Origin of the sequence: Pseudomonas sp. NFX5, assembly GCF_049132125.1 — a bacterium.
GTDB classification, from domain to species: domain Bacteria; phylum Pseudomonadota; class Gammaproteobacteria; order Pseudomonadales; family Pseudomonadaceae; genus Aquipseudomonas; species Aquipseudomonas marginalis.
In genome coordinates, this window is sequence record NZ_JAFMZG010000012.1 from 1 (window position 1) to 26,735 (window position 26,735).

Annotated in this window: 24 protein-coding genes and 2 pseudogenes; 11 read left to right on the plus strand and 15 right to left on the minus strand. The window is 59.8% G+C overall.

The features are described from left to right. Window positions 1-68: 68 nt before the first annotated feature. The 5 genes from J1N02_RS07275 to J1N02_RS07295 form a co-directional block, all read right to left on the minus strand. Entirely contained in the window at window positions 69-815 is a 747-nt protein-coding gene (locus tag J1N02_RS07275) for a YebC/PmpR family DNA-binding transcriptional regulator (RefSeq protein WP_027605539.1), read from the minus strand. A 135-nt stretch (window positions 816-950) separates the two neighbouring features. Continuing rightward, window positions 951-2,726 carry an aspartate--tRNA ligase gene (aspS, locus tag J1N02_RS07280; RefSeq protein WP_027605538.1) on the minus strand — a complete coding sequence of 592 codons (1,776 nt, stop codon included), beginning with the start codon at window positions 2,724-2,726 and terminating at the stop codon, window positions 951-953. 107 nt (window positions 2,727-2,833) lie between these two features. Next, the gene (locus tag J1N02_RS07285) at window positions 2,834-3,055 is read right to left on the minus strand and encodes an FmdB family zinc ribbon protein (RefSeq protein WP_010208103.1); all 222 of its coding nucleotides are present in this window, start codon (window positions 3,053-3,055) and stop codon (window positions 2,834-2,836) included. 178 nt (window positions 3,056-3,233) lie between these two features. Beyond that, on the minus strand, window positions 3,234-3,575 hold the full coding sequence (locus J1N02_RS07290; RefSeq protein WP_421147246.1) for a ribbon-helix-helix domain-containing protein: 342 nt from the start codon (window positions 3,573-3,575) through the stop codon (window positions 3,234-3,236). Window positions 3,576-3,754: 179 nt separating this feature from the next. Next, on the minus strand, window positions 3,755-4,228 hold the full coding sequence (locus J1N02_RS07295; protein ID WP_027605536.1) for a Dps family protein: 474 nt from the start codon (window positions 4,226-4,228) through the stop codon (window positions 3,755-3,757). A gap of 428 nt (window positions 4,229-4,656) precedes the next feature. Between J1N02_RS07295 and J1N02_RS07300 the strand changes: the two genes are divergently transcribed. Then, on the plus strand, window positions 4,657-5,259 hold the full coding sequence (locus tag J1N02_RS07300; RefSeq protein WP_005790922.1) for a cold-shock protein: 603 nt from the start codon (window positions 4,657-4,659) through the stop codon (window positions 5,257-5,259). A gap of 70 nt (window positions 5,260-5,329) precedes the next feature. Here J1N02_RS07300 and J1N02_RS07305 read toward each other — a convergent pair whose 3' ends face one another. Beyond that, a complete protein-coding gene (locus tag J1N02_RS07305) occupies window positions 5,330-5,536 on the minus strand; it encodes a SlyX family protein (protein ID WP_027605535.1) in 207 nt (68 codons plus the stop codon). A 3-nt stretch (window positions 5,537-5,539) separates the two neighbouring features. After that, window positions 5,540-5,965, minus strand: coding sequence for an HIT domain-containing protein (locus J1N02_RS07310; RefSeq protein WP_092358470.1), 426 nt, complete (start codon window positions 5,963-5,965; stop codon window positions 5,540-5,542). 745 nt (window positions 5,966-6,710) lie between these two features. Here J1N02_RS07310 and J1N02_RS07315 point away from each other — a divergent pair. Beyond that, on the plus strand, window positions 6,711-8,003 hold the full coding sequence (locus J1N02_RS07315; RefSeq protein WP_027605533.1) for an OprD family porin: 1,293 nt from the start codon (window positions 6,711-6,713) through the stop codon (window positions 8,001-8,003). 190 nt (window positions 8,004-8,193) lie between these two features. On the opposite strand, the gene J1N02_RS07320 is transcribed toward J1N02_RS07315, so the two are convergent. Together J1N02_RS07320 and J1N02_RS07325 are read right to left on the minus strand one after the other, a co-directional pair. Further along, the gene (locus J1N02_RS07320; protein WP_027605532.1) at window positions 8,194-9,036 is read right to left on the minus strand and encodes a mechanosensitive ion channel family protein; all 843 of its coding nucleotides are present in this window, start codon (window positions 9,034-9,036) and stop codon (window positions 8,194-8,196) included. A 135-nt stretch (window positions 9,037-9,171) separates the two neighbouring features. Further along, the gene (locus J1N02_RS07325; protein WP_003175814.1) at window positions 9,172-9,657 is read right to left on the minus strand and encodes a YajQ family cyclic di-GMP-binding protein; all 486 of its coding nucleotides are present in this window, start codon (window positions 9,655-9,657) and stop codon (window positions 9,172-9,174) included. 123 nt (window positions 9,658-9,780) lie between these two features. Between J1N02_RS07325 and J1N02_RS07330 the strand changes: the two genes are divergently transcribed. From J1N02_RS07330 to J1N02_RS07340, 3 genes are read left to right on the plus strand one after another with little or no spacing between them, the layout of a single operon-like run. After that, on the plus strand, window positions 9,781-10,698 hold the full coding sequence (locus J1N02_RS07330; protein ID WP_108574755.1) for a putative 2-dehydropantoate 2-reductase: 918 nt from the start codon (window positions 9,781-9,783) through the stop codon (window positions 10,696-10,698). 46 nt (window positions 10,699-10,744) lie between these two features. Then, window positions 10,745-12,778, plus strand: a complete 2,034-nt coding sequence (locus J1N02_RS07335; RefSeq protein WP_027605530.1) for a sensor histidine kinase — start codon at window positions 10,745-10,747, stop codon at window positions 12,776-12,778. 2 nt (window positions 12,779-12,780) lie between these two features. Next, entirely contained in the window at window positions 12,781-13,359 is a 579-nt protein-coding gene (locus tag J1N02_RS07340; protein WP_098478848.1) for a cob(I)yrinic acid a,c-diamide adenosyltransferase, read from the plus strand. 126 nt (window positions 13,360-13,485) lie between these two features. On the opposite strand, the gene J1N02_RS07345 is transcribed toward J1N02_RS07340, so the two are convergent. From J1N02_RS07345 to secA, 3 genes are all read right to left on the minus strand, one after another. Continuing rightward, a complete protein-coding gene (locus tag J1N02_RS07345; RefSeq protein ID WP_405125479.1) occupies window positions 13,486-14,430 on the minus strand; it encodes a Nudix family hydrolase in 945 nt (314 codons plus the stop codon). A gap of 18 nt (window positions 14,431-14,448) precedes the next feature. Next, a complete protein-coding gene (gene argJ / locus J1N02_RS07350) occupies window positions 14,449-15,666 on the minus strand; it encodes a bifunctional glutamate N-acetyltransferase/amino-acid acetyltransferase ArgJ (protein ID WP_421147247.1) in 1,218 nt (405 codons plus the stop codon). A gap of 123 nt (window positions 15,667-15,789) precedes the next feature. Next, complete coding sequence (gene secA / locus J1N02_RS07355) at window positions 15,790-18,525, minus strand: preprotein translocase subunit SecA (protein WP_027605526.1); 2,736 nt, start codon at window positions 18,523-18,525, stop codon at window positions 15,790-15,792. Between the two features lie 294 nt (window positions 18,526-18,819). Here secA and J1N02_RS07360 point away from each other — a divergent pair, with 294 nt between their 5' ends. Next, the gene (locus J1N02_RS07360; RefSeq protein ID WP_027605525.1) at window positions 18,820-19,275 is read left to right on the plus strand and encodes a DUF721 domain-containing protein; all 456 of its coding nucleotides are present in this window, start codon (window positions 18,820-18,822) and stop codon (window positions 19,273-19,275) included. 4 nt (window positions 19,276-19,279) lie between these two features. Here J1N02_RS07360 and J1N02_RS07365 read toward each other — a convergent pair whose 3' ends face one another. Beyond that, on the minus strand, window positions 19,280-20,758 hold the full coding sequence (locus J1N02_RS07365; protein ID WP_051429346.1) for a helicase HerA-like domain-containing protein: 1,479 nt from the start codon (window positions 20,756-20,758) through the stop codon (window positions 19,280-19,282). 191 nt (window positions 20,759-20,949) lie between these two features. Here J1N02_RS07365 and J1N02_RS07370 point away from each other — a divergent pair. The 4 genes and pseudogenes from J1N02_RS07370 to J1N02_RS07385 all read left to right on the plus strand — a co-directional run. Further along, window positions 20,950-21,981, plus strand: a pseudogene (locus J1N02_RS07370) (cache domain-containing protein); the annotation flags it as partial. A 93-nt stretch (window positions 21,982-22,074) separates the two neighbouring features. Continuing rightward, window positions 22,075-22,839 carry a methyl-accepting chemotaxis protein gene (locus tag J1N02_RS07375; protein WP_370671262.1) on the plus strand — a complete coding sequence of 255 codons (765 nt, stop codon included), beginning with the start codon at window positions 22,075-22,077 and terminating at the stop codon, window positions 22,837-22,839. Between the two features lie 106 nt (window positions 22,840-22,945). Next, a complete protein-coding gene (locus J1N02_RS07380; RefSeq protein ID WP_421147248.1) occupies window positions 22,946-24,067 on the plus strand; it encodes a glycosyltransferase family 4 protein in 1,122 nt (373 codons plus the stop codon). After that, window positions 24,060-24,797 (plus strand): annotated as a pseudogene (locus J1N02_RS07385) (DUF2334 domain-containing protein); the annotation flags it as partial. The gene J1N02_RS07380 and the pseudogene J1N02_RS07385, both read left to right, overlap by 8 nt. A gap of 8 nt (window positions 24,798-24,805) precedes the next feature. On the opposite strand, the gene J1N02_RS07390 reads toward J1N02_RS07385, so the two are convergent. Both J1N02_RS07390 and purU read right to left on the minus strand, forming a co-directional pair. Next, complete coding sequence (locus J1N02_RS07390) at window positions 24,806-24,991, minus strand: hypothetical protein (protein WP_081744424.1); 186 nt, start codon at window positions 24,989-24,991, stop codon at window positions 24,806-24,808. A gap of 88 nt (window positions 24,992-25,079) precedes the next feature. Continuing rightward, window positions 25,080-25,928 (minus strand): formyltetrahydrofolate deformylase, encoded by an 849-nt coding sequence (gene purU, locus J1N02_RS07395; RefSeq protein WP_027605521.1) that lies wholly within the window; start codon window positions 25,926-25,928, stop codon window positions 25,080-25,082. Between the two features lie 348 nt (window positions 25,929-26,276). On the opposite strand from purU, the gene mvaT reads away from it, so the two are divergent. Next, the gene (gene mvaT, locus J1N02_RS07400) at window positions 26,277-26,651 is read left to right on the plus strand and encodes a histone-like nucleoid-structuring protein MvaT (RefSeq protein ID WP_003175830.1); all 375 of its coding nucleotides are present in this window, start codon (window positions 26,277-26,279) and stop codon (window positions 26,649-26,651) included. Window positions 26,652-26,735: the final 84 nt, after the last annotated feature.

The window sequence follows — 26,735 nt, forward strand, 5'->3', positions numbered from 1 at the left end:
GACATAGGCTGACTGATACACCGCCATCGGGAGCAAGCCCCCTCCCACATTTGGATCTACTTCATTCTTCAGCCTAGCTGTTCGGCCACGGATTCCGGGATGTCGGCGTTGGAATACACGTTTTGTACATCATCCAGGTCTTCGAGCATATCGAGCATCTTCAGCACTTTCTGCGCACCGTCCAGGTCCAGCTCGGCACTGGTGGTCGGCAGCATCACAATCTCGGCGTCGGAGCCTTTGAAACCGGCCGCTTCCAGGGCGTTACGCACGGCGTAGAAACCGGCGAACGAGGTAAACACGTCGATGGAGCCATCTTCATTGGTCACCACGTCGTCGGCATCCGCCTCCATCGCCGCTTCCATCAGTGCATCTTCATCCACACCCGGCGCGAAGGAGATCTGCCCCTTGCGTTCGAACAGGTAGGCCACCGAACCGTCAGTCCCGAGGTTGCCGCCACACTTGCTGAACGCATGACGCACGGCGGCGGCAGTACGGTTGCGGTTATCGGTCATGCATTCGACCATCACCGCCACGCCACCCGGGCCGTAGCCTTCGTAGGTCAACTCGACCATGTCGTCGGTGTCGGCAGCGCCGGCCCCACGGGCCACGGCACGGTCGATAATGTCGCGACTCATGTTCGCGCCGAGGGCCTTGTCCAGGGCCAGGCGCAGACGCGGGTTGGAGCCCGGATCACCACCGCCCTGGCGGGCAGCGACCGTCAGCTCACGGATCCACTTGGTAAAAATCTTGCCTTTCTTGGCATCCTGACGCTCTTTGCGGTGCTTGATGTTCGCCCACTTGGAATGGCCAGCCATAACACAACTCCGAAATTCTCTAGAAACCTTATCAACCCCACCCGGGGTGGGATACAACCCTTGTAACGCAAAGGCGCATCCGAAGATGCGCCTTTTTAGACTGCGTAAACCTCAGTGCGCTTTCACGCAGCAGCCTTACTCAGCCTTCGGCGTCTCGCGCAGGCGAATATGCAGCTCGCGCAATGCCTTGGCATCCACCACGCCCGGAGCCTGGGTCATGACGTCCGCAGCACTCTGGGTTTTCGGGAAGGCGATCACTTCACGGATCGACTGGGCGCCGGTCATCAGCATCACCAGGCGGTCGAGGCCGAAAGCCAGGCCACCGTGGGGTGGCGCGCCGTATTTCAGGGCGTCGAGCAGGAAGCCGAATTTCTCTTCCTGTTCCGCTTCGTTGATGCCCAGCAGGCGGAAGACCGCTTGTTGCATCTCTTTGCGGTGGATACGGATCGAACCGCCACCCAGCTCAGTACCGTTCAACACCATGTCATAGGCGCGGGACAGCGCGCCTGCCGGGTTGGCTTCCAGCTCTTCGGGCGAGCACTTCGGCGCGGTGAACGGGTGGTGCAAGGCGCTGAAGCTGCCGTCGTCGTTTTCTTCGAACATCGGGAAGTCGACTACCCACATCGGTGCCCACTTGCAGGTCAGCAGGTCCAGGTCGTGGCCCAGCTTGATCCGCAGCGCGCCCAGGGCTTCGCTGACGATCTTGGCTTTGTCGGCACCAAAGAACACGATGTCGCCGTCGACCGCGCCCACGCGATCCAGGATCACATTGAGGTTGGCTTCCGGGATGTTCTTCACGATTGGCGACTGCAGGCCTTCAACACCCTTGGCGCGCTCGTTGACCTTGATGTACGCCAGGCCCTTGGCACCGTAGATGCCGACGAACTTGGTGTAGTCGTCGATCTGCTTGCGCGGCATGCTTGCGCCGCCAGGCACGCGCAGGGCGGCGATGCGGCATTTCGGGTCGTTGGCCGGGCCGCTGAACACCTTGAAATCGACTTCGGTGAGCTGGTCGGCCACGTCCACCAGTTCCAGCGGGTTACGCAGGTCTGGCTTGTCCGAACCGTAGCGGCGCATGGCCTCTTCGAAGGTCATGTGCGGGAATTCACCGAACTCCAGGTCCAGCACTTCCTTGAACAGGTTGCGGATCATCTGCTCGGTGATGCCCATGATCTCTTTCTCATCGAGGAAGCTGGTCTCGATGTCGATCTGGGTGAATTCCGGCTGGCGGTCGGCGCGCAGGTCTTCGTCGCGGAAGCACTTGGCGATCTGGTAGTAACGGTCGAAGCCGGCCACCATCAGCAGTTGCTTGAACAGCTGCGGAGACTGCGGCAAGGCGAAGAAACTGCCGGCGTGGGTACGGCTAGGCACCAGGTAGTCACGCGCGCCTTCCGGGGTGGCCCGGGTCAGGATAGGCGTTTCGACGTCAAGGAAGCCGTTCTCGTCGAGGAAGCGGCGGATGCTGGTGGTCATGCGCGAACGCAGGCGCAGCTTCTCGGCCATTTCCGGACGACGCAGGTCCAGGAAACGGTAGCGCAGACGGGTTTCTTCGCCGACGTCGGAGTATTCGTTCAACGGGAACGGTGGCGTTTCAGATTCGTTCAGTACTTCCAGCTCGTAGCCCAGCACTTCGATCGCACCGGACGCCATGTTCGCGTTCACGGCACCGGCAGGACGCAGGCGAACCTTGCCGGTGATCTTCACGACGTACTCGCTGCGCACACGGTCAGCAGCGGCGAAGCTTTCGGCGCGGTCCGGATCGAACACCACCTGGGCCAGGCCATCACGATCACGGATATCGAGGAAGATCACCCCGCCGTGGTCGCGGCGACGGTGAACCCATCCGCAAAGGGTGATTTCCTGACCATCCAGGGTCTCGTTCAGTTGGCCGCAATAGTGGCTGCGCATCATGGTAGTGGTTTCACTTCTCGTAATTCGAAATTCGGTGGAGGCCTGCCTCGTCACCGTACATTAAAGCAGGGGACGGATAATGCAGGAGCCTGCGCATGGAGTTCAACTCAGTCTGCTTTGTCGCCGCCCGCCAGGTTCTTCTTCGAACCGGTCTTGAAATCGGTCTCGTACCAGCCGCTGCCGCTCAGGCGGAAGCCCGGCATGGACAACATCTTCTTGAGCTCGGGTGCCTGGCAGGCCGGGCAATCGACCAGCGGCGCTGCGCTGATCTTCTGGATGGCTTCCAACTGATGTCCACAGGAAGCACATTGATAGTCGTACATGGGCATGGCGATGTCTCGGCGGTCGATCGTTACTGTGCCGCGCCCGCTCTTGATAGAGAGCAGAGGGAGAAAGCCCCGGCAGCAGCAAAGCGCGGGATTATATCTGGTAAATCAAGGCAGCGCAGCCGGCTTTCTGCCCGGGGCAGGCCCACCTCGACAGCGGACCAGCCCCGAGGCCTGCCGATTACTCAGGGCTTGGCGAGACAGCACGGCCCTTTAACAGATGAACCACACACACTACCCTGACCAACCCACTGAAGTTCTTCACTCCTCCATACCGCAAGTGCACTTCCCGATCGACATAGGACAGCAATGCGCTGACAGAGCAGGCATTGAGCCTGGCTATTTCCGTGAGGATATTCCAATAGATCTGCTCAAGCCGAAGACAAGTGGAAAACCCATTGAGCCTTACCGATCGGGACAATGGCTTGGCCAGCCCCATATCGAACCCCTTGGCGAAGGGGTCGACGCTTATCTTGTGGAAACCACCGGTTTCCATCACTCCCACATCCACTCCACGTGACATACACCTGACACTCCATTGCCAAACAACAGCCCATGGGTTCTCCCATTGGACAGTGGCCCTATAAGACAGCAGGACGAAGCAGGCAGCCAGAAGACGGGGCGTTGATAGGCGTAGGACAACGCCAGGAAATGCGTGGAAACAAGCAAGTGGCGCCACAACGGCGCCACTGTGGGTGACGGTTACTGGTTTTCGAGCAGGGAGCGCAGCATCCACGCGGTTTTCTCGTGAACCTGCATGCGCTGGGTCAGCAGGTCCGCGGTCGGCTCATCGCTGACCTTGTCGAGCAACGGGAAAATACCGCGTGCGGTACGCGTGACCGCCTCCTGGCCCGCCACCAGTTGCTTGATCATCTCTTCTGCGCTGGGAACGCCCTCTTCTTCCTTGATGGAGGAAAGACGGGCGTAGATCGAATAGGCGCCCGGTGCCGGGAAACCCAGGGCACGGATACGCTCGGCTATGGCGTCCACCGCCAGCGCCAGCTCGTTGTACTGCTCTTCGAACATCAGGTGCAGCGTACGGAACATGGGGCCCGTGACGTTCCAATGGAAGTTGTGGGTCTTCAGGTACAGTACATAGGTATCGGAGAGCAGTCGTGAAAGCCCATCGACGATGGATTTACGATCTTCTTCACTGATACCGATATCGATTGCCATGTTTATCCCCTTCAATTGACAAGCATTCATTGATCAGGTGCACGACCACTCTAGCAAGAGCGCCGCGTAGACGCAGCCCGACAACCTCGGGCGACATGCGACAAATCGCCCCTGCACGACCTTTCAGCCCGTGCAGTACAAGCCTTTGGACACGTCGGAAATTTCCTTTAAGGCCGCCAGAAACACCTGCACATGTCTAGGACAAGCGTTTCACGCAGAAATGCCACGCCCCTTTCAACCGCGGAAAATGCTCGATTTGAGTAGGCACGGCCTTTGCTGTTAAATAGGCAGCGTGTCGCCGTCGTTAATTTCCACGGCAAGCGGCATAGGCTGATACCCGCGCACGTGCCCAACGCCTCCCATTGTTCAGAAGCGAACCGTGCCAGTCAGCTCTTCCTTGTGATCCGTCTTAACGTGAGTTAATCAAAATGTTGAAAATCGTCCACCTGCTAACGGGCGTTGCAGCGTTGCTGCTGTCCTTTATCCCGAGCCTGCAGCCTGAAAGCCTGCCCTACCTGCAACAACACGACGCTCTGTACCTGGCCTTGTTCGGCCTTCTTAACCTGACGCTCGCTCCCGTAATCCCTTACTGGAACAAAGGCACACGTCATCAACTGCAAAACCTGGTCAGCGCACTGCTGGTACTGACCGTTGTCGTACAAACCCTCACCCTCCTGGCACCTATGCCTGAAGTGGGCGGCCATCCGGCCATCCTGCTCAGCCTGGTGATTGCTGTGGTCGCTATCGTTCTTCACCTGGCCATCAGCTTCTACCGTTCGTCCCCGGCGGCCGCGTCGCAAAACTACGACATGACCAATCGGGATACCGGTACCGTCAAGTGGTTCAACACCTCCAAAGGCTTCGGCTTTATTTCCCGCGATTCGGGCGACGACATCTTCGTCCACTTCCGGGCTATCCGTGGCGAAGGCCATCGCGTCCTGGTGGAAGGCCAGCGCGTGGAGTTCTCCGTGATGAATCGCGACAAAGGCCTGCAAGCCGAAGACGTGATCGCTGCCCTGCCGCGTCGCTGATTCCAGCCGTCGCAGCAAAAAAAACCGCGATCCAGCCTTGGCTGGGTCGCGGTTTTTTATTGCACTCGGATTAATAGTGCGGTGGCGGCGCCTCTTCTTCGGACGTCTCGAACTGGCCGCCCATTTCTTCCTGACGCTTGAGCAGCGCGGTCATCTGCAGCTGCAGGCGTTCAACCGCGCGCTGCTGGGCGACCAGGATGTCATTGAGGGTCTCGATGGTGTCGTCCTGAAAAGCCAGGCGGCTTTCCAGATCGGTAACGCGGTCTTGCAAGTCCATGGTTCAACCCTGGGTAAAGATAAAGTCGGCAGGCAGCAACGCGCGCAGGCGCACACGAATGACCGCCACTTGTTCGTCAGTGTACGGCCGGGCCGGATGCTTGCCCCACACCGGCGCAGGCCACGCAGCATCATCACGCTTGCGTACGATCACATGCACGTGCAATTGGCTGACGACATTGCCCAGCGCACCGATATTCATCTTGTCGGCGCCCAGGCCTTCGTTGAGTAACTGCGCCAGCAACGTAGTTTCCTTCCAGAGGATCTGTTGATCTGCGACATCCAGCTGAAACACTTCGCTGATACCGTTGATGCGCGGTACCAGGATGAACCACGGGTAATTCGAGTCATCGGACAGCAGCAGGCGGCACAACGGGAAGTCCCCGATCACCAGTGTGTCTTGTTGCAGGCGTTGGTCTAAGGCGAACACCACGGGCACTCCGTTTGGCAGGTCAGGTTCTGGCGCCCAGCATACCTTTGAATGCGGGCGGCTTCACGGCGAATGCGGGAGAGCCCCGGCGCATCCGGAGAAAAAAACCGCACCCTTTCGATGCAGGCGAATAATTGAGCTACGCTAACTCGGGCCTCACCGGGATGCACCAAAATGACCCACTTGTGCCTCAAAGAGATCCGCCAACTACCCACCCATGGGGGTGGACCGGTAACGTTTTTCTCGGGCAAGGTTTTTTTGCACCCCCCAACAGCGGTAACACACGGGCGTCAAGCCCAAACCAAACGGCGTAAAAAGCCCGTGCTTATGCGGTTTTTACCACGTCGTAACGTTTTTCACGAAAAAATGACATTCAGTTACCGATTTGGGCGCGCTTGTTGCATTCACCCCCCTATCGTCGACAACGGCACCTGCAGGGAAGTGAGTGTTTCGCGATAAATAACAGTGGCGTTTCAATGTATACCAAGGAAGACGACAAACGCTGAAAGGCGTTTGAAAACAGCATTGAAGTTGTCAGTCCCGTTACATTCGGACTGTGAATTTGCGACATGGAACTAGCAATTTACGACAGCCTCGTAAAGAAGCTGAAAGGAAAGATGGGTAAGTATCGTCAATAGAGTCTGCGTGATATAACTTTGCGCCGACACAAAAAAGAAAGAGCCGCCCAGATAAAAATACAGGTGGGACGGCAGTACTCTTCCTAAAACCAAAGGAGCAAATCACGATGCGCGTGATGAAGTGGAGCATGATCGCCCTGGCTGTTTCAGCAGGCACCTCGCAGTTCGCAATGGCGTCCGCCCAGGACGATTCCAAGGGCTTTATCGAGGACAGTACAGCCAGCATTCTGACACGGGCCCTGTATTTCAGCCGTGACCGCCGTAACCACGGTGCAGAACAAAGCCGTATCGAAGAAACCGGCCTCGGCTTCCACGGCCTCTTCAGCTCGGGTTACACCCAAGGCACCATCGGTGTCGGTGTCGACGTGATCGGTCTGCTGGGCGTCAAGCTGGACAGCGGCAAAGGCCGTGCCGGCACCGGTCTGTTCCCAGAGGGTTCCGACGGCCGTTCGCAGGATGACTACTCCAAAGGCGGCGCAGCCATCAAGTTCCGTATGTCCAATACGGTCCTGAAGATCGGTGATCAGTACACCACCGCTCCAGTGTTCGCTTCCGATGACAGCCGTTTGCTGCCGGAACTGCCGCAAGGCATCTCCATCACCAGCAACGAAATCAAAGATCTGAAACTGGAAGCCGGTCACTTCACCTCGATCGTTGCCCAGGATCAAACCTACCGCGACAGTATCGCCAGCTCCGAACCAGGCTCGAGCCGTGGCCTGCGAGACGCCAACTTCGTCGGCGGTGTGTACTCCTGGACCCCAGAGTTCACCACCAGCCTCTACTACTCGAAAGTGGAAGACTACTGGAAGAAGATCTACGCCAACGTCAACTGGACCCACGCGCTCAGCGATGACCAGTCCGTGGCTGTCGACTTCAACATCTACGACACCAAGAGCGACGGCGCCGGCCTGGTACGTGCTGACAAAGACAGCACCACCAAGCTCGACAACCGTGCGTTCAGCCTGCAAGGCGCGTACACCATTGGCGCTCACACCTTCACCCTGGCAGCACAGAAGGTCAGCGGCGACGGCCAGTACGGCTACGGCGTAGACGGTGGCGGCACGATTTTCCTGGCCAACTCCATCGCCCGTTCCGACTTCAACGCTGAAGACGAGAAGTCCTACCAGGCTCGCTATGACCTGAACATGGCGACCTTTGGTATCCCAGGCCTGAGCTTCATGACTCGTTATGTGAAAGGTACTGGCGCCAACACCTCGACCACTAACAATGGTAAAGAGTGGGAACGCGATATCGAAGCCAAATACGTGATCCAGAGCGGTCCAGCCAAAGACCTGAGCCTGCGCGTACGTCAAGCGACCTATCGCTCGTCTGATCAGGTTTACTCGGGTTCCCTCGACGAACTGCGTCTGATCGCGCAATACCCGCTGAACATCTTGTAATTGCCGGTTCAATTACAACGATGACTTAAGGCCCCGGCCTTAAACAAAAAAGCCGCTCCCCTGTTTACAAGGGAGCGGCTTTTTTATTGCAGTTTTATTTCAGCGAATAAATAACTAGCAAGCTAACTAACGAGATTCAGATGACACGTTTAACCTGACCTTTCGGCCAAGTTAAACGCGCTTCTTTCACTTACTTCGGAGCTGCTTCCTGCATCACTCGAATAACGCGCTGCGGAAATGGAATATCAATCCCCGCTGCCTTTAAACGATCACGCGCCAGTTCATTCAGCATGAACACTACATCCCAATAATCCGGGGTATTGGTCCAGCAGCGCAGGGAAACCGTGATCGAGCTATCGCCCAAGGTCGACACCACGGCCACCGCAGCAGGATCCGTCAGTACGCGCGGATCTTTTGCCAGGTCCAGCAGTACTTCACGGGCCTTTTGCAGATCCGCCTCGTAGTCCACACCCACGTCAAACACCACCTTGCGGGTCGGCTGACGGTTGGTGTTGGTGATGATGCCGTTGGACAGGATGCCGTTGGGTACGATGACAGTCTTGTTGTCGCCGGTGCGCAGCACGGTGTGGAAGATCTGGATACTGTCGACGGTCCCGGAAGTGCCCTGGGCTTCGATCCAGTCACCAATGCGGAACGGGCGGAACAACAGGATCAGCACCCCACCGGCAAAGTTGGCCAGGCTGCCTTGCAACGCCAGGCCGATGGCCAGGGTAGCGGCACCGATGGCGGCGACGAACGAGGTGGTCGCCACGCCGATCATCGAGGCCACGCTGACAATCAGCATGACTTTCAGCGCAATGTTCGCCAGGCTGGTGATGAAGTGCTGCAGCGCCAGGTCCGCGTTACGCATGGCCAGCAGACGGCCCACACGATGGGTCAATACGTTGATCAGCCACCAGCCAATGGCCAGGGTGATTACCGCCAGCAACACCCGGCTGCCGTATTCCATGATCATCGGGATCCATGACTGCGAGGTCTTGATCAAGTGATCCATTTCAGCGTTTAAATCCATGTAGCTTCTCCTGTGTGGCAGATGTGCGGCTTACTGACTGCCTGAAAACGCAAATGAGCCCCGTAGGGCTCAAGTGCAGGCGCTGGCTCTGGGGCGTGGGACGCCGAAAACGTCCACAGGTTCCCCACTGTGCCATCAGTCGCGGAAGTTATTGAACTGCAGCGGCATGTCGAAGGTCTTGGCGCGCAGGGCGGCAATGGCCTCCTGCAGGTCATCACGCTTCTTGCCGGTGACACGAACCTGCTCACCCTGGATGGCAGCCTGGACTTTCAGCTTGGCATCCTTGATATGGGCGACGATCTTCTTCGCCAGCTCCTTGTCGATACCTTCCTTGAGTACGGCTTCCTGCTTCATCAGCTTGCCGGAGGCGTAGGCGTCCTTGATTTCAAGGCACTGCGCGTCGATCTTGCGCTTGACCAGCGACAACTTGAGTATCTCGATCATCGCTTCCAGCTGGAAATCGGCTTCAGCGGTCAGGTTGACGGTCAGTTCCTTTTCCTTGAATTCGAAGCTGCCCTTGCCTTTCAAGTCATAGCGGCGGTCCAGCTCCTTGACGGCGTTCTCGACGGCGTTGGTGACTTCGTGTTTGTCCAGTTCAGATACCACGTCGAACGAAGGCATGTGATTTCTCCAATATAAGGGGCGGGTTCAGTAGAGATGGAGCGCGCCCGAGCTAAAATGCCGGGGCATTATAGCGGTTCTTTCGTCCCGTTCACTGTGAGCGACCCTACGGAGCAAAAACTGATGTCGACCACCTGGCATATTCTCGGCGCGGGCAGCCTGGGCACACTGTGGGCCACCCGCCTGGCTCGTGCCGGCTTGCCCGTCAGGTTGATCCTGCGCGATGCCAGGCGCCTGGCCAGCTACCGGGCTTCACCCGGCTTGACCCTCGTGGAACACGGCGTCGCCCATACCCACCCGGTGTTCGCTGAAACGCCCGACAGCCCCGAGCCGATTCATCGCCTGCTGGTAGCGTGCAAGGCCTACGACGCCCAGGGCGCTGTCGCACAGCTGCAACACCGCCTGGCATCGGACGCCGAGCTGATCCTGCTGCAGAACGGCCTCGGCAGCCAAGACGCGGTGGCCGCGCAACTGCCCCAGGCGCGCTGCATTTTTGCCTCCAGCACCGAAGGCGCGTTTCGCGACGGTGACTGGCGCGTGGTGTTCGCCGGCCATGGCTACACCTGGCTGGGGGACGCGAGCCACCCTACTCCGCCGCTGTGGCTGGATGACTTGCACGCTGCGGGCATCCCCCACGAATGGAGTACCGACATCCTGACGCGCCTGTGGCGCAAACTGGCGCTCAATTGCGCGATCAACCCGCTGACGGTGCTTTACCAGTGCCGCAACGGCGAACTGCAGAACCATCAATGTGAAGTCGCGACCCTGTGTGCCGAGCTTGGCGAACTGCTGGAATGCTGCGGCCAACCCACCGCCGCGCTGGATCTGCACCAGGAAGTGGAACGGGTCATCCAGGCCACGGCCGCCAATTATTCCTCCATGTACCAGGACGTGGCCAACGCCCGCCGCACCGAGATCAGCTACTTGTTGGGCTATGCTTGCCAGGCGGCCGCCCGTCACCAATTGAGCCTGCCCCATGTGCAACAGCTGCAAGTGCGCCTGGTCGAGCAGTTACTTGCACGCGGATTGCCCCGCGACTGAACCACGCGCTACCCTGCCCGCCTGTCTATCATCTGGGAAAACCCTGATGCCGCTGCGCCAGCGTCTAGAAAACCTACCGGTCGGGCAGAAACTGCTGGCCGCCCTGCTGGTGCTGCTGACCACCGTCCTGCTGGTGGCTAACCTGACCTTTATCAGCGCCGCCTACTGGATCTCCCAGGAAAGCATGGCGCCCCAGGCCTTGCAGGCCATCGGCCGGCTGGTGTCCAACCCGGCCCTGGCCGCCGAAGCCCTTGAATCCCCAGCCAAGGCCGATGCGCTGCTCAATGAACTGACCAGCTATTCTCCCCTGCGCGCCGCCGCCCTGTACGACGGCGAAGGCAATCGCCTGGCGCAGATGCAACACGGCGATCGCCTGCACCTCCCGGACAACTACCGGCATATCGAAGCCTGGCGAGTGACCGAATTTCGCAGTAACCAGGTCATCACCCTGCCCCGCCCCGGCCAACCGTCCGGCCACCTGCTGCTGGTGGCCAGCAGTGAGCTGCCGGTGGCCTTCTATACCGGCACATTGACGGCGAGCCTGGGCATCCTGATTTTCAGTGTGCTGCTGTGGTTGATCATCGCCCGGCAAATCAAACGCCTGATCACCCGGCCGATCCATGAACTCGAAGAGCTGTCACGCCAGGTCACCCGCGAAGAGAACTACGCCCTGCGCGCCGGCCCAGGCAACCACGACGAAATCGGCAGCCTGGCCGAAGCCTTCAACACCATGCTGTCGCGCATCGAAGCCCGGGAGCAGCAGCTCAAGCGCGCGCGGGACGACTCCCAGGCGGCCTACGACCAGGCACAAGGCCTGGCCGAAGAGACACGCCACACCAACCGCAAGCTGGAGCTGGAAGTCCAGGTACGCAGCAAGATCGAGAAAAAGCTCACCGGTTTCCAGAACTACCTGAACAGCATCATCGACTCGATGCCTTCGGCACTGATCGCCCTGGACGAACAGCTCTACGTCACCCAATGGAATCAGGAAGCCACGGCTCTGTCCGGCACGCGCCTGGATGAAGCGCTGAATCAACCGATCTACCTCGCCTTCCAGCCGCTCAAGCCGTACCTGCCGCAGATCAAGGCCACGGTGGAGCAACACACGGTGGAACGCATCGAGCGCGTCACCTGGGTCAAGGACGACGAACCCAAGCATTACGCCCTGACCTTCTACCCGCTGATGGGCGGTGCCGGGCGCGGCGTAGTGATCCGTATCGACGACATCACCCAGCGCCTGTCACTGGAAGAGATGATGGTGCAGTCGGAAAAAATGCTTTCCGTCGGCGGACTTGCCGCCGGCATGGCCCACGAGATCAACAACCCGCTGGGGGCGATCCTGCATAACGTGCAGAACATTCGCCGGCGCCTGTCCCCTGACCTGCCCAAGAACCTGGAACACGCCGAGCAGGTGGGGGTTGAGCTGGACACCGTCAACCGCTACCTGCAAAGCCGCGAAGTGCCGCAACTGCTCGACGGTATCCAGCAGGCGGGGGCACGGGCGGCGAAAATCGTCACCCACATGCTCAGCTTCAGCCGCCGCAGCAACCGGCAGATGGCGCCTTGCGACTTGCCGGCGCTGATCGACCAGGCGGTAGAAATCGCCGGTAACGACTTTGACCTGGCCATTGGCTTCGATTTCAAGGGCCAGGCGATCATCCGCCAGTTCGACCCGCAACTGGGCCCCGTGCCCGGCACGGCCAACGAACTGGAACAGGTGCTGCTCAACCTGCTGAAAAACGCCGCCCAGGCCATTCACCTGCGCGAGGACGACAGCGAACCGGGGCGCATCATCCTGCGCACGCGCCTTAACCCGCCGTGGGCGGAAATCCAGGTGGAAGACAACGGCATCGGCATGAGCGAAAACGTGCGCAAACGCACCTTCGAGCCGTTCTTTACCACCAAGGAAATCGGCCAGGGCACCGGGCTTGGGCTGTCGGTGTCGTATTTCATCATCACCAACAACCACAAGGGCCAGATGGAGGTGCATTCCACCCTCGGCCAAGGCACTTGCTTCACCTTGCGCCTGCCCCTGGCGGGCCAACTGCCACCTTACGAACTCACCCAACTGGAGCACTGACCATGGGCTTTCGCCTGTCGAAGATTTACACCCGCACCGGCGATAAAGGCGAAACCGGCCTCGGCGACGGCCGCCGCGTGCCCAAGGACCATCCCCGGGTGGAGGCCATCGGCGAGGTCGATACGCTCAATAGCCAGTTGGGGTTACTGCTGGCGTATCTCGAAGCCCTCGGCGGACAGCATCCAGGCTTACAGGACGTGATCGAGGTGCTTACGCCTTGCCAGCATCGATTGTTCGATCTGGGTGGGGAGTTGGCAATGCCGGAGTACAAGGCATTGAACGCGGCGGAAGTGGATCGGCTGGAAGCGGCGATTGATCGTTGGAACGAGGAAGTCGGGCCGTTGGAAAACTTTATCTTGCCTGGTGGTTCGGCGCTGATTGCCCAGGCCCATGTGTGCCGCAGCCTGGCGCGCAGTGCCGAGCGGCGCTGTCAGCATTTGAATGCTGTCGAGCCGTTGGAAGGGGTGGGGTTGGCGTATATCAATCGGCTGTCGGATTTGCTGTTTGTGGCGGCAAGGGTGATTGCCAGGCGCCAGGGTGTTGCAGAAGTGTTGTGGCAGGCGGCGGCGAAGCCACACTGATGATGATTCGGTGACTGATAGGGCCTCATCGGGGGCAAGCCCCCTCCCACATTTTGATCACATTCCAAAGTTGGAACCCGGTCGAATGTGGGGGGCTTGCTCCCGATAGGGCCCTTCAGAGCACCATCAAGCCTCAGGCCAGAACGCCCGAATCCCTGCGACACCTTGAGCGCCGGCTTCCCACGCCTGCTCCCGCTCAGCAGGCCCTACCCCACCCAGCAGAAACACCGGTTTGCTGAACCCACGGATCAACTCTGCCGCCTGTTCCCAGCCCAACGGCTGCGCATCGGGATGGGTCTGGGTCGGCTGCACCGGCGACAGCGTGACAAAATCCACGTCCATCAACTCCGCCAACGCCAGTTCTTCCGCGTTATGGCATGACGCCGCCAACCAGCGGTCCTTCGGCAACGGCCGGCCCTTGCTCGCATACTTGCGCAGTTGGGCCGAAGTCATATGCCAGCCGGCCGCCGGGAAGTCCCCGAGCCATTCAAACGGACCCTTGAGCATCAACTGCGCCTTACCGGCGCACAGGCCCACCGCATCTACCGCAAGATCGCGGTATTTGGGGTCGTAACCGTTGGGCGCCCGCAACTGAATCAGCTTGATGCCACCGGCGATAGCCTTCTGGATCCCGCGCAGGAGCGTGGGCGTTTCCAGCTCGCCCGGCGTGATCAAGTAGTCGGCCGGCAAGCGCGCAGCCGCCACGATTGGCGCATTGGCGGCCGGGAACTCATAGTGGGGCAGATCGCGCGGGGTCACCCATTCCAGCGGTTGTCCCTCGGCGCCGTGGGGCTCGCCGGTAAAGGCCGAGACTTCCCAGACATCCAGCAACACCTGTTTGTCCGGGTAGTCATGTTGCACCTTGATCAGCGGTCGCGCCGTGGAGACCTGAATACCCAGCTCTTCCTGCAACTCACGGGACAGGGCCGTGGCGACCGACTCATCGGCCTCCACCTTGCCACCGGGAAACTCCCACAGGCCGCCCTGATGCTGGGTATCGGCACGGCGCGCCAGCAGGATCCTGCCGTCGACACCGCGGATCACCGCTGCTGCTACATGCACTCGTTTCACCGCGCTTATCCTCTTCTATCAGGTGCGGTATTCCGCATTGATCTTCACGTACTCGTGGGACAGGTCGGTGGTCCAGATGGTTTCGCTGCACTCACCGCGACCGAGCTCGATGCGGATAGTGATTTCTTCCTGCTGCATCACCGCCGAACCCTGGGCTTCGGTGTAGGTCTCGGCACGGGCGCCACGGCTGGCGATGCATACGTCGCCCAGGAACACGTCGATCTTGCTCACGTCCAGGTCCGGCACGCCGGCACGGCCGACGGCAGCCAGAATGCGGCCCCAGTTCGGGTCGGAGGCGAACAGCGCGGTCTTGATCAGCGGCGAGTGGGCCACGGTGTAGCCGACATCCAGGCATTCCTGGTGGTTGCCGCCGCCGTTGACTTCAACGGTCACGAACTTGGTCGCGCCTTCACCGTCACGCACGATGGCCTGGGCCACGTCCATGCACACCTCGAACACCGCCTGCTTCAACGCCGCGAACACCTCGCCGCTGGCTTCGGTGATTTCCGGCAGGTTGGCCTGGCCGGTGGCGATCAGCATGCAGCAGTCATTGGTGGACGTATCGCCATCAATGGTGATGCGGTTGAACGACTTGTTGGCGCCGTCCAGGATCAGGCTGTGCAACACATCGCGGGAAACCTTGGCGTCGGTGGCGATATAGCCAAGCATGGTGGCCATGTTCGGGCGAATCATGCCCGCGCCCTTGCTGATGCCAGTCACGGTAACCGTCACACCGTCGTGCACGAACTGGCGGCTCGCGCCTTTTGGCAGGGTGTCGGTGGTCATGATGCCGGTGGCGGCTGCCGCCCAGTTATCCACAGACAGGTCGTCCAGCGCGGCTTGCAGGGCGCCTTCGATTTTTTCGACCGGCAGCGGCTCACCGATGACGCCGGTGGAGTATGGCAGCACTTGGCTGGCGTCCACGCCGGCCAGTTGGGCCAGCTTGGCACAGGTACGTGCGGCGGCGACCAGCCCAGGCTCACCGGTACCGGCGTTGGCATTGCCGGTGTTGGTCAGCAGGTAACGAATCGAGCCGGCAACACGCTGCTTGGCCAGGATCACCGGCGCGGCGCAGAAGGCGTTGAGGGTGAACACGCCCGCAACGGTCGAGCCTTCGGCACAGCGCATCACCACCACATCCTTGCGCCCTGGACGCTTGATGCCGGCCGAAGCGATACCGAGCTCAAAACCGGCAACCGGGTGCAATGTGGGCAAAGGACCAAGACCAACAGCCATGAATGCGCTCCTTAAAAATAGGTGATGTCTGTGCCGTCGTGATCGACGGTGAAGTTAATGGCAAAACGCCGCGACGGCAGGGGCCGGTCGCGGCGCGGGGTGTAGCAGCGTCAGGCAAAAATCTTAGTTGATTTCGCCGTGGCAGTGTTTGTACTTCTTGCCCGAACCGCACCAGCACAGTTCGTTGCGGCCCAGCTTCTGCTCGTTGCGAACCGGGGTCTGGGCCAGGGCCACATCGACCTCTTCACCCAATACTTCAGGCGCTTCCAGACCGGGTGCCTCGTCGTGCTGGAACTGCATGCGCGCAGCCAGTGCCTCGGCCTCCTGGCGCAGGCGCGCTTCTTCCTCGATCGGGTCTTCGCGACGCACCTGAACGTGGGACAGCACGCGAATCGAATCGCGCTTGATCGAATCCAGCAACTCGGAGAACAGCGTGAACGACTCGCGCTTGTACTCCTGCTTCGGGTTCTTCTGGGCATAGCCACGCAGGTGGATGCCGTGACGCAGGTGGTCCATGGTCGACAGGTGGTCTTTCCACAGGTCGTCCAGCACACGCAGTACGATTTGCTTCTCGAAGGTGCGCAGTGCTTCGGCACTCGCCTGCTCTTCTTTCTCGTTGTACGCGGCCAGCAGCTCGGTCATGAGCTTCTCGCGCAGGGTTTCTTCGTACAGGTGGTCGTCTTCGTCGAGCCATTGCTGGACCGGCAAGTCGACACCGAAGTCGCTCTTCAACGCCGCTTCCAGGCCAGCGACATCCCACTGCTCAGGCAGCGATTGTGGCGGGATATGTGCGCTGACAGTGGCGTTGAGCACGTCCTGACGGAAATCGGCGATGGTTTCGCCAATGTTGTCGGCGGCCAGCAACGTGTTACGCATGTGATAAATCACTTTACGCTGTTCGTTGTTGACGTCATCGAACTCGAGCAGTTGCTTACGAATGTCGAAGTTACGGCCTTCTACCTTGCGCTGGGCCTTCTCGATGGCGTTGGTCACCATGCGGTGCTCGATCGCTTCACCGGACTGCATGCCCAGGGCCTTCATGAAGTTCTTCACCCGATCCGAGGCGAAGATACGCATCAGGCTGTCTTCCAGGGACAGGTAGAAACGGCTGGAACCGGCGTCACCCTGGCGGCCGGCACGACCGCGCAGCTGGTTGTCGATACGACGGGATTCGTGGCGCTCGGATGCGATCACCTGCAAGCCACCGGATTCCAGCACGGCCTGGTGGCGCTTCTGCCAGTCTGCCTTGATCTGGGCGATCTGCTCAGGGGTCGGATCGTCCAGCGAAGCCACTTCCACTTCCCAGTTGCCGCCCAGCAGGATGTCGGTACCACGACCGGCCATATTGGTGGCGATGGTCAGCGCACCCGGGCGACCGGCCTGGGCGATGATCTCGGCTTCTTTTTCGTGGAACTTGGCGTTGAGGACCTTGTGCTCGATGCCTTCCTTGTTGAGCAGGTTGGACACGTGCTCGGAAGTCTCGATGGTGGCGGTACCCACCAGGATCGGACGACCCTGGGCCATGCCGTCCTTGATGTCGTTGATGATCGCCGCGTATTTCTCTTCGGCAGTCAGGAACACCAGGTCGTTGAAGTCTTTACGGGCCAGCGGCTTGTTCGGCGGGATGACCACCACCGACAGGCCGTAGATCTGGTGGAATTCGAACGCTTCGGTGTCGGCGGTACCGGTCATGCCGGACAGCTTGTTGTACAGGCGGAAGTAGTTCTGGAAGGTGGTGGACGCCAACGTCTGGCTTTCGGCCTGGATGTTGAGCATTTCCTTGGCTTCGATGGCCTGGTGCAGGCCTTCGGACAGACGACGGCCCGGCATGGTACGCCCGGTGTGTTCGTCGACCAGTACGACCTGGCCATCCTGCACGATGTATTCGACATTGCGATGGAACAGCTTGTGGGCACGCAGGCCGGCATACACGTGGGTCAGCAGGCCCAGGTTGTGGGCCGAGTACAGGCTCTCGCCTTCGGCCAGCAGGCCGATCTGGGTCAGCATGTCTTCGACGAACTGGTGACCGGCTTCGTTGAGTTCGACCTGGCGGGTCTTCTCGTCGATGGTGAAGTGACCTTCTTTGGTCACCACGCCTTCCACTTCCTCGATGTGCTGCTCAAGGCGCGGGATCAACTTGTTGATCTCGGTGTACAGGCGCGAGCTGTCTTCGGCCTGGCCGGAGATGATCAGCGGGGTACGGGCTTCGTCGATGAGGATGGAGTCGACTTCGTCGATCACGGCAAAGTTGAGTTCGCGCTGGAATTTTTCTTCCATGCTGAACGCCATGTTGTCGCGCAGGTAGTCGAAACCGAATTCGTTGTTGGTACCGTAGGTGATGTCGGCGGCGTAGGCGGCGCGCTTCTCTTCCGGCGGCTGGAACGGCGTTACCACGCCGACGGTCAGGCCGAGGAATTCATACAGCGGGCGCATCCAGTTGGCGTCCCGACGAGCCAGGTAGTCGTTCACCGTCACAACGTGCACGCCCTTGCCGGACAGTGCGTTGAGGTAAACACCCAGGGTTGCTACCAGGGTCTTGCCTTCACCGGTACGCATTTCGGCAATCATGCCTTCATGCAAGGTCATGCCGCCGATCAACTGCACGTCGAAGTGGCGCATGCCCATGACACGCTTACCGGCTTCACGGGCAACCGCAAAGGCTTCGGGAAGCAGCTTGTCGAGGGTTTCACCTTTGGCTATGCGGGCCTTGAACTCTTCGGTCTTGGCGCGCAATTGCTCGTCCGAAAGGGCAACCATCTGCTCTTCGAAGGCATTGACCAGCTGCACCGTCTTGAGCATGCGTTTGACTTCGCGCTCATTCTTGCTTCCAAAAAGTTTCTTTAACAAAGGCGCAAACATATCGGCAGGTTCTTCCACACATAGGGATGGAGGGCGCACCGTGAGTGGCCCGAGCAGCCCTCACGGCCGCATGCGAACGCGCATTCTACCCGGAATCGTGGGTGAGGAAAGTGGCGTTGTTCCCCGAGGCGGGCAAGGGGCTGTGAGAGGGCTTGTTTAAAATAAGGGCTTTTGCGCGAACTTCAACCCGTGGAGCTCATTGATTTTGTGGATAAAGCCCCGGCAATGCATTGCCCGGGGCCGCGTAGACGCTTTCTGCTAAGATGGCCGCTCTGTTACTTAAGGTGTCCAATCATGGCATTTCGCCCTCTTACAGCCCGCGCGCCCAGCGTGTTGCTTCGCGAAGCCAAGCCGTTGAAAGCCATCTTTGGCCATGCGCAACGCTTGGGCCATTTGCAACGCCTGCTCGAAAGCCAACTGCAACCGGCGGCCCGTGAGCACTGCCACGTGGCGTCCTGGCGTGAAGGCAACCTGCTGCTGATTGTCACAGATGGCCACTGGGCGACCCGCCTGCGCTATCAGCAAAAACGCCTGCAGCGTCAATTGATGGCGTTCGATGAGTTCGCCAGCTTGACGCGCATCCAGTTCAAGGTGCAGCCGCCGACCGTGCAGCAAGGCGCGGCGGGCCACACGATGGACTTGTCGGAGACGGCGGCCGAGACGATTCAGGCCACGGCCGACGGGATCAGCGATCCGGGCCTGCGCGCGGCACTTGAGCGGCTGGCCGCCCATGGCAAGCCCAAGCCCTGAACCGCTACTTGCGCTTACTGCCGCCCAGCAAAGACCCCAGCAAACCACGCACCAGTTGGCGCCCCATCTGATTGGCGGCCTGCTGCATCGCGGACTTCAGCGCCTTGCCTGCGGTGGTTCCCAGAAACGCCCCGGCCTTGTCGGTGAAGCTGGGCTCCTCGTCGGCCTGCCTGGCCTCTTCGGTCGGTCCAAGCGCCTTGCGCGCCATCAATACTTCATAGGCCGACTCGCGATCAATCGGCTTGTCATAGCGCCCCTGCAAGGGCGAACCGGCCACCAATGCAGCGCGTTCAGCGACGCTGAGCGGCCCGATTCGCGATTGCGGCGGCGCGACCAGCACGCGCTGGACCACTTCCGGCGTACCTTTTTCCTGCAAGGTGCCCACCAATGCCTCACCCGTGCCCAACTCGGTCAACACCGATAACGCATCAAACGCCGGGTTCGGCCGGAACCCGTCTGCGACCGCCCGCAAGGATTTCTGTTCTTTCGTGGTGAACGCCCGCAGGCCATGCTGGATGCGCAAACCCAGTTGCGCCAGCACGGAGTCCGGCAGGTCGCCCGGCGATTGGGTGACGAAATACACCCCCACGCCCTTGGAACGGATCAGCCGCACCACTTGCTCCAAGCGCTCCTGCAAAGCCTTGGGCGTGTCGGCAAACAACAAATGCGCCTCGTCGAAAAACAGCGCCAGCAACGGTTTGTCGGCATCGCCGCGCTCGGGCAGCTGCTCGAACAATTCCGCCAACAGCCACAACAGGAAGGTCGCGTACACCTTCGGCGCTTCATGCACCAGGCGGCTGGCATCCAGCAGATGGATACGCCCGCGTCCCTCGCGGGTGGGCTGCAAGATGTCTTCAAGCTGCAGGGCCGGCTCGCCAAACAACGCCTCGGCGCCCTGCTGCTCCAATACTGCCAGACGCCGCAACAGCGCCTGGCTGGAGCCGGTGGTCATCAGCGCCGCATCCTCGCCGAGCAACTCCGGGTGATAACGCAGGTGGTTGAGCAGGGCCTTGAGGTCCTTGAGGTCCAGCAGCAACAGGCCTTCGCGATCCGCCACCTTGAACGCCGCGTAAAGGGCCGACTGCTGGCTGTCCGTGAGTTCCAGCAAACTGCCGAGCAACAAAGGCCCCATTTCGCTGATGGTGGTGCGCAATGGATGACCGGACTGCCCGTGGATGTCCCATAGCGTGACCGGATACGCCTTGGCCGTGTAATTAAGGAACGGCATGCCGGCGATGCGCTCTGCGACTTTGCCCTGAGGGTTGGCGGCGGCACCCAGGCCACAGAGGTCACCTTTGATATCCGCGGCAAATACCGCGACGCCCGCATCACTGAACGCTTCTGCCAGACGTTGCAACGTGACCGTCTTGCCTGTGCCCGTGGCGCCGGCGATCAAGCCGTGACGGTTGGCCAGGCGCATGGCCTGGGCAATGGGCTGGCCGTCAAGACCGGCACCGATAAGGAGTTGCGTGGAGTCAGGCATTTCGTCACCCATGGTTAATCTTTAATGTCGCCAGGTCGATAAGACAGATGTGAGACCCACAAAGTCTAAAAAACGCTCAGATAGTTCCTACAGGGACCAACGGAAATATCAAACTTTTTTTGACGCTACCCTCCCGCGTGTTCCACAAGGACGCGCTTCGGATATTAAGACCTTAGCGGACCCTTCAAGCTATGAATAAAAATCTGCGTTTCAGCCATAAAATCCTGCTTGCAGCCTCCCTTATCGTCATCGCGGCATTTACGCTGTTCACCCTTTATAACGACTATTTGCAACGTAACGCGATACGCGAAGACCTCAATAGCTACCTGCACGAGATGGGCGACGTCACCGCCAACAGTATCCAGACCTGGCTGACCGGACGTATCGCATTGGTGGAAAACGCCGCACAGAACATCGCCATCAACCCTGAACCCGCTGCGGTTGCAAGCCTGCTGGAGCAGAAAACCCTGACGTCATCGTTCATGGCCACCTACGTGGGTGACAGTCAGGGCGCCTTCACCATCCGTCCCGACACCAAGATGCCGGACGGCTTCGATCCACGCGTTCGCCCCTGGTACAAAGGTGCCCAGAGCAGCAACGGTTCGACCCTGACCGAGCCCTACATCGACGCAGCCACCGGGCAATTGATCATCTCCATCGCCACCCCCAGCGCCAAGGGCAGCCAGAGCATCGGCGTGGTCGGCGGCGACCTGAGCCTGCAGACCCTGGTGGACAACATCGGTGCACTGAACTTCGGTGGCATGGGCTATGCGTTCCTGGTCAGTGCCGACGGCAAGGTGCTGGTACACCCGGACAAAAGCCTGGTGATGAAGTCCCTCTCCGATGTCTACCCAAAACACACGCCCACCATCAGCGGCGACTTCAGCGAAGTCGAAGCCAACGGCAAGGACAACATCGTTACTTTCACACGGATCAAGGGGCTGCCCTCGGTGAACTGGTACCTCGGGGTATCGGTGGACAAGGACGAAGCCTACGCAATGCTCAGCAAATTCCGCACCTCCGCCGTAATCGCCACCGTGATTGCCGTGGTGATCATCATCGCCCTGCTCGGCATGCTGATACGCGTGCTGCTGCAGCCGCTGCACGTGATGACTCGCGCGATGCAGGACATCGCCGACGGCGAAGGTGACCTGACTCGCCGCCTGGCCATCCAGAATCACGATGAGTTCGGCACCCTGGGCACTGCATTCAACCGCTTCGTAGAGCGGATTCATACGTCCATCCGCGAAGTGTCCTCAGCCACCCAACAGGTGAATGAAGTCGCGCTGCGGGTTGTCAGTGCGTCCAACTCGTCGATGGTCAATTCCGACGAACAGGCCAACCGCACCAACAGCGTTGCCGCCGCGATCAACGAACTGGGCGCCGCTGCACAGGAAATCGCGCGTAACGCCGCACAGGCCTCCAACCAGGCCAGTGACGCACGGCAATTGGCCGAAGACGGTCAACAGGTGGTTGAACGCAATATCAAGGCGATGACTCAGCTGTCTGCAATGATCAGTGCCTCAAGCAGCAATATCGAAGCACTTAACAGCAAGACGGTGAATATCGGCCAGATTCTTGAGGTAATCACCAGTATTTCCCAGCAAACCAACCTGCTGGCACTGAATGCCGCTATCGAAGCCGCACGCGCCGGGGAAGCCGGGCGCGGGTTTGCGGTGGTCGCCGATGAAGTGCGCAACCTGGCCCATCGCACCCAGGAATCGGCACAGCAAGTACAAAAGATGATCGAGGAGCTGCAAATCGGTGCCCGTGACTCGGTCAGCACCATGAGCGACAGCCAGCGCCACAGTCATGACAGCGTGGAAATCGCCAACCTGGCCGGCGAACGCTTGAACAGCGTGACCCAGCGCATTGGCGAGATCGACGGCATGAACCAGTCGGTGGCCACCGCGACCGAAGAGCAGACCTCGGTCGTGGAGTCGATCAACATGGACATCACCGAGATCAACACCCTCAATCAGGAAGGCGTGGAAAACCTGCAATCGACGCTGCGCGCCTGCGCCGACCTGGAACAGCAGGCGGCACGGTTGAAACAGCTGGTGGGCAGCTTCCGGATCTGAACTACCGCAGGAGCCGGTCAGGCTCCCGCACTGTTTTCACGATGAACGCCAACCGAACATCTATCCTTAGCTCAGGTCCACGTTAGGAGAGCAATGGATCGGAGGGATGTTCATCGTGCATATCGCTGACATAACCATGTTCTACGCCCCGACAAGCGGCGGCGTGCGCACTTACCTGGACGCCAAGCACCGACGCCTGAGGCTTAAGCCCGGCATTCGCCATAGCCTGTTGATTCCTGGCGCGCAATGGAGCAACCAGGATGGCATCTTCAAGGTACCGGCTCCCGCGCTGCCCTTCGGCAAAGGCTACCGCTTCCCCCTTCGCCTCGCCCCTTGGCGAAATGTCCTGCACGATTTACAGCCCGATCTGATCGAGGTAGGTGATCCCTATCTCACCGCCTGGGCCGCGCTGGATGCCCGGCGCCAGCTGGATGTGCCGGTGATCGGCTTTTACCACTCCGACTTACCGCTACTGGTGAGCAACCGCATGGGGTCTTGGTTTGCCCCGAACGTTGAAGCCTATGTCAGCAAACTCTATGGAAGTTTCGACCGGGTACTGGCGCCCAGCCAGGTAATGGCCGACAAGCTCTTGGGGCTCGGCGTGAAGAATGTGTTCGTCCAACCACTGGGCGTGGACCTGCAAACCTTTACCCCTGACGCCCGCGACCCAGGCCTGCGCGCCGAGTTGGGGATCGGCGAAGACACCCGCCTGCTGATCTTTGCCGGGCGCGGCTCCAAGGAAAAAAACCTGCCGATCCTGCTTCGCTGCATGAAACGCCTGGGGGACGGCTATCACTTGGTGCTGGTGGGCTCCGGCATGCCGACCAGCGTGCCGGCCAATGTCACCGTCATCGAGGGGTTTCGCCCGGCACAGCATGTCGCCCGGCTGATGGCCAGTGCCGATGCCTTGCTGCATGGCGGCGACCAGGAAACCTTTGGCCTGGTCATCCTCGAAGCCATGGCTTGCGGCATACCGGTAATCGCGGTGGCGGCTGGCGCGTTCACGGAGATAGTCGACGAACGCTGCGGCCTGCTGTGCGCACCGAACAACCCAAGGGCGATGGCCGATACGGTGCGCGAGCTGTTCAACCTCGGCAGCAGGCGCCTGGGCGCGCAGGCTCGGCGTCATGTAGAACAACATTACGCCTGGTATACGGTGGTCGACAGCCTGCTCGGCCACTACCACGCGGTACTGGGCAGTCACAAGCCGATGCCTTCCCATGCATGAGCGCTCGGTATTACTGGTGCTGCACGATGTGGCGCCGCACAACTGGGCCGATTATCGGCCCTTTGTCGAAGCCGTCGATGCCCTGGGCGCCGTGCCAATCACATGGTTGGTGGTGCCGGACTTCCATCATCGCGACGCCTTGACTGCCCACGGCGATTTTCAACGCCTGCTGGATCGCCGCGTGACCAAGGGCGATGAACTTGCCTTGCACGGTTACTACCATTGCGATGACCAACCGGCACCGCGCACACCCAAAGACTGGTTCATGCGCCGCCTCTACACCCATGAGGCTGAGTTCTATCAACTGTCTCAAGCCCAGGCCCTTGATCGTCTTCAGGATGGCATTGAAGTATTCCGGCGTCATGACTGGCCGTTGCACGGCTTCGTCGCACCCGCCTGGTTAATGAGCCAAGGCACTCGCGAGGCCCTGCGCCAACTACCGCTGAGCTACACCAGCAGCCCGCAGCATCTGTATCGACTGCCCGATTTCACGCCGATCGAAGCCCCGGGCCTGACCTGGAGTGCGCGCAGTGCATGGCGCCGAGGGGTGTCCAGAGTCATCAGCGATCGTCGCGAACAGCGCTGGCACGCCGCCCCGGTGATTCGCCTGGGCGTGCACCCGGTAGACATGCGCCACGCATTCTCTCGCGGCTATTGGCTTGAAACCGTACAACGCCTACTCGACGCAGGGCGAACACCGCAGACCAAGGCTGCCTGGCTGGCTGAACAGGTGGTCGCTCAAGCACCTCGGCCAGGGGCTCCGGGCAATTCATCGGCCTCCTGCAATTGCTCCCACAGCTCGGCGGCTCCCGGAAAGTCCGTACCGTCTTCCGGCTCCAGCGCATCCGGGTCGTAACGACTCAGGCAGCCCTCACCCAACGTCGCAGGCGCCTTGGACGTGGCTTTATCAAGTGGGTCGGTCATGGCCTGGTCCTGAAAAGTGCGGGGAATGAAAAAGGGCCTGCAGCGATTTAACGCCCAGGCCCTTCTTTGTTCAACCAAGACGCTTGAATCAGAATACGACCGTCTTGTTGCCGTGCACCAGCACGCGGTCTTCCAGGTGATAGCGCAGGCCACGGGCCAGCACCATCTTCTCGACATCACGGCCAAACCGCACCATGTCCTCAATGCTGTCACTGTGGCTGACACGCACCACGTCCTGCTCGATGATCGGACCGGCATCCAGCTCTTCGGTGACGTAATGGCAGGTTGCGCCAATCAACTTCACGCCACGCAGGGAAGCCTGGTGGTAAGGCTTGGCCCCCACGAACGACGGCAGGAAGCTGTGGTGAATGTTGATCACCTTGCCTGCGTATTCGCGGCACAGCTCAGGCGGCAGGATTTGCATGTAGCGCGCCAGCACGACCACATCGGCCTCATGCTGCTTGACCAGGCGAGAGACCTCGGCGAACGCCGGCTCCTTGTCCTGCGGGTTGACCGGCACGTGGTAGTAAGGGATGCCATGCCACTCGACCATGCTGCGCAGGTCGTCATGGTTGGAGATCACGCACGCAATCTCGCAGTCCAGCTCGTCGCTGTGCCAGCGGTGCAACAAATCGGCCAGGCAGTGGGATTCGCGGCTGGCCATCAACACCACGCGCTTTTTCTGCTCGGTGTCGGTGATGTGCCAGGTCATCGAAAACTCTTCCGCGATGGGCGAAAATGCCTCGCGGAACGCTTCAAGACCAAAGGGCAGCGTGTCGGCACGGATTTCGTGACGCATGAAGAACCAACCGCTGAGGTTGTCCGAGTGATGGCTCGCCTCGGTGATCCAGCCGTTGTGGGAGGCCAGAAAGTTACTGACTTTGGCAACGATGCCGACCCGGTCCGGGCAAGCAATCACCAGCCGAAAAGTGCGCATTAGGGGGGAACTCCAGAACTTCACAAAGGCCGCCATTCTAGCGATTGTGCAGAAAAACTGCAGTATTCGATGAGCCTTATTCTGATCCGTTGCCCTGGCCACATCCCTTAATAGCGCATGGTTTTACCATTGCTATATGAATGAACAGCGCACGCTGCAGCAATTATGCGAATTTCAAGGAGATTATTTTCGGGGTAGCCCCTACTAATTAACTCGATTGCATAGCGTCTTCACAAACATTCAAAGTAATTCACCTGAATACGCGCTTAAATGTTTACTTGGGGAAACCGCCTGACTATTATTGGGCCACTATCCCTGTCAATCAGCGTTCTACATAAGGTAGTCCACATGTCTCTGATCAACGAATACCGTGCCACCGAAGAAGCTATCAAAGAGCTGCAAGCTCGTTTGAAGAACCTGTCCCAAGATGACAAACTGAAAACCGAGCTGGAATTCGAAGGCAAACTGCGCACCCTCATGGGTGAATACTCCAAATCCCTGCGTGACATCATCGCGCTGCTGGATCCAGAGTCGAAAGTTAAAGCACCCCGTGGCGCCGTGAAAACTACCGGTACCAAGCGTGCGCGCAAGGTCAAGCAATACAAAAACCCGCACAACGGTGAAGTGATTGAAACCAAAGGCGGCAACCACAAAACCCTGAAAGAGTGGAAAGCCAAGTGGGGCGGTGACGTGGTTGAAGGCTGGGCTACCCTGCTGGGCTAAGCCTCACCCGGTCTGCGCTTGATACGCAACCCATTAAAAACGCCAGCTTGCTGGCGTTTTTTATTGACCGTCTTTTCTACAAAC

What these genes read in the sequence shown, in the direction of transcription:
- J1N02_RS07275 (WP_027605539.1), bottom strand. Translation starts at nt 815, where the DNA reads ATGGCTGGCCATTCCAAGTGGGCGAACATCAAGCACCGCAAAGAGCGT.
- aspS (WP_027605538.1), bottom strand. Translation starts at nt 2,726, where the DNA reads ATGATGCGCAGCCACTATTGCGGCCAACTGAACGAGACCCTGGATGGT.
- J1N02_RS07285 (WP_010208103.1), bottom strand. Translation starts at nt 3,055, where the DNA reads ATGCCCATGTACGACTATCAATGTGCTTCCTGTGGACATCAGTTGGAA.
- J1N02_RS07290 (WP_421147246.1), bottom strand. Translation starts at nt 3,575, where the DNA reads ATGTCACGTGGAGTGGATGTGGGAGTGATGGAAACCGGTGGTTTCCAC.
- J1N02_RS07295 (WP_027605536.1), bottom strand. Translation starts at nt 4,228, where the DNA reads ATGGCAATCGATATCGGTATCAGTGAAGAAGATCGTAAATCCATCGTC.
- J1N02_RS07300 (WP_005790922.1), top strand. Translation starts at nt 4,657, where the DNA reads ATGTTGAAAATCGTCCACCTGCTAACGGGCGTTGCAGCGTTGCTGCTG.
- J1N02_RS07305 (WP_027605535.1), bottom strand. Translation starts at nt 5,536, where the DNA reads ATGGACTTGCAAGACCGCGTTACCGATCTGGAAAGCCGCCTGGCTTTT.
- J1N02_RS07315 (WP_027605533.1), top strand. Translation starts at nt 6,711, where the DNA reads ATGCGCGTGATGAAGTGGAGCATGATCGCCCTGGCTGTTTCAGCAGGC.
- J1N02_RS07320 (WP_027605532.1), bottom strand. Translation starts at nt 9,036, where the DNA reads ATGGATTTAAACGCTGAAATGGATCACTTGATCAAGACCTCGCAGTCA.
- J1N02_RS07325 (WP_003175814.1), bottom strand. Translation starts at nt 9,657, where the DNA reads ATGCCTTCGTTCGACGTGGTATCTGAACTGGACAAACACGAAGTCACC.
- J1N02_RS07330 (WP_108574755.1), top strand. Translation starts at nt 9,781, where the DNA reads ATGTCGACCACCTGGCATATTCTCGGCGCGGGCAGCCTGGGCACACTG.
- J1N02_RS07335 (WP_027605530.1), top strand. Translation starts at nt 10,745, where the DNA reads ATGCCGCTGCGCCAGCGTCTAGAAAACCTACCGGTCGGGCAGAAACTG.
- J1N02_RS07340 (WP_098478848.1), top strand. Translation starts at nt 12,781, where the DNA reads ATGGGCTTTCGCCTGTCGAAGATTTACACCCGCACCGGCGATAAAGGC.
- argJ (WP_421147247.1), bottom strand. Translation starts at nt 15,666, where the DNA reads ATGGCTGTTGGTCTTGGTCCTTTGCCCACATTGCACCCGGTTGCCGGT.
- secA (WP_027605526.1), bottom strand. Translation starts at nt 18,525, where the DNA reads ATGTTTGCGCCTTTGTTAAAGAAACTTTTTGGAAGCAAGAATGAGCGC.
- J1N02_RS07360 (WP_027605525.1), top strand. Translation starts at nt 18,820, where the DNA reads ATGGCATTTCGCCCTCTTACAGCCCGCGCGCCCAGCGTGTTGCTTCGC.
- J1N02_RS07365 (WP_051429346.1), bottom strand. Translation starts at nt 20,758, where the DNA reads ATGCCTGACTCCACGCAACTCCTTATCGGTGCCGGTCTTGACGGCCAG.
- J1N02_RS07375 (WP_370671262.1), top strand. Translation starts at nt 22,075, where the DNA reads ATGGTCAATTCCGACGAACAGGCCAACCGCACCAACAGCGTTGCCGCC.
- J1N02_RS07380 (WP_421147248.1), top strand. Translation starts at nt 22,946, where the DNA reads ATGTTCATCGTGCATATCGCTGACATAACCATGTTCTACGCCCCGACA.
- J1N02_RS07390 (WP_081744424.1), bottom strand. Translation starts at nt 24,991, where the DNA reads ATGACCGACCCACTTGATAAAGCCACGTCCAAGGCGCCTGCGACGTTG.
- purU (WP_027605521.1), bottom strand. Translation starts at nt 25,928, where the DNA reads ATGCGCACTTTTCGGCTGGTGATTGCTTGCCCGGACCGGGTCGGCATC.
- mvaT (WP_003175830.1), top strand. Translation starts at nt 26,277, where the DNA reads ATGTCTCTGATCAACGAATACCGTGCCACCGAAGAAGCTATCAAAGAG.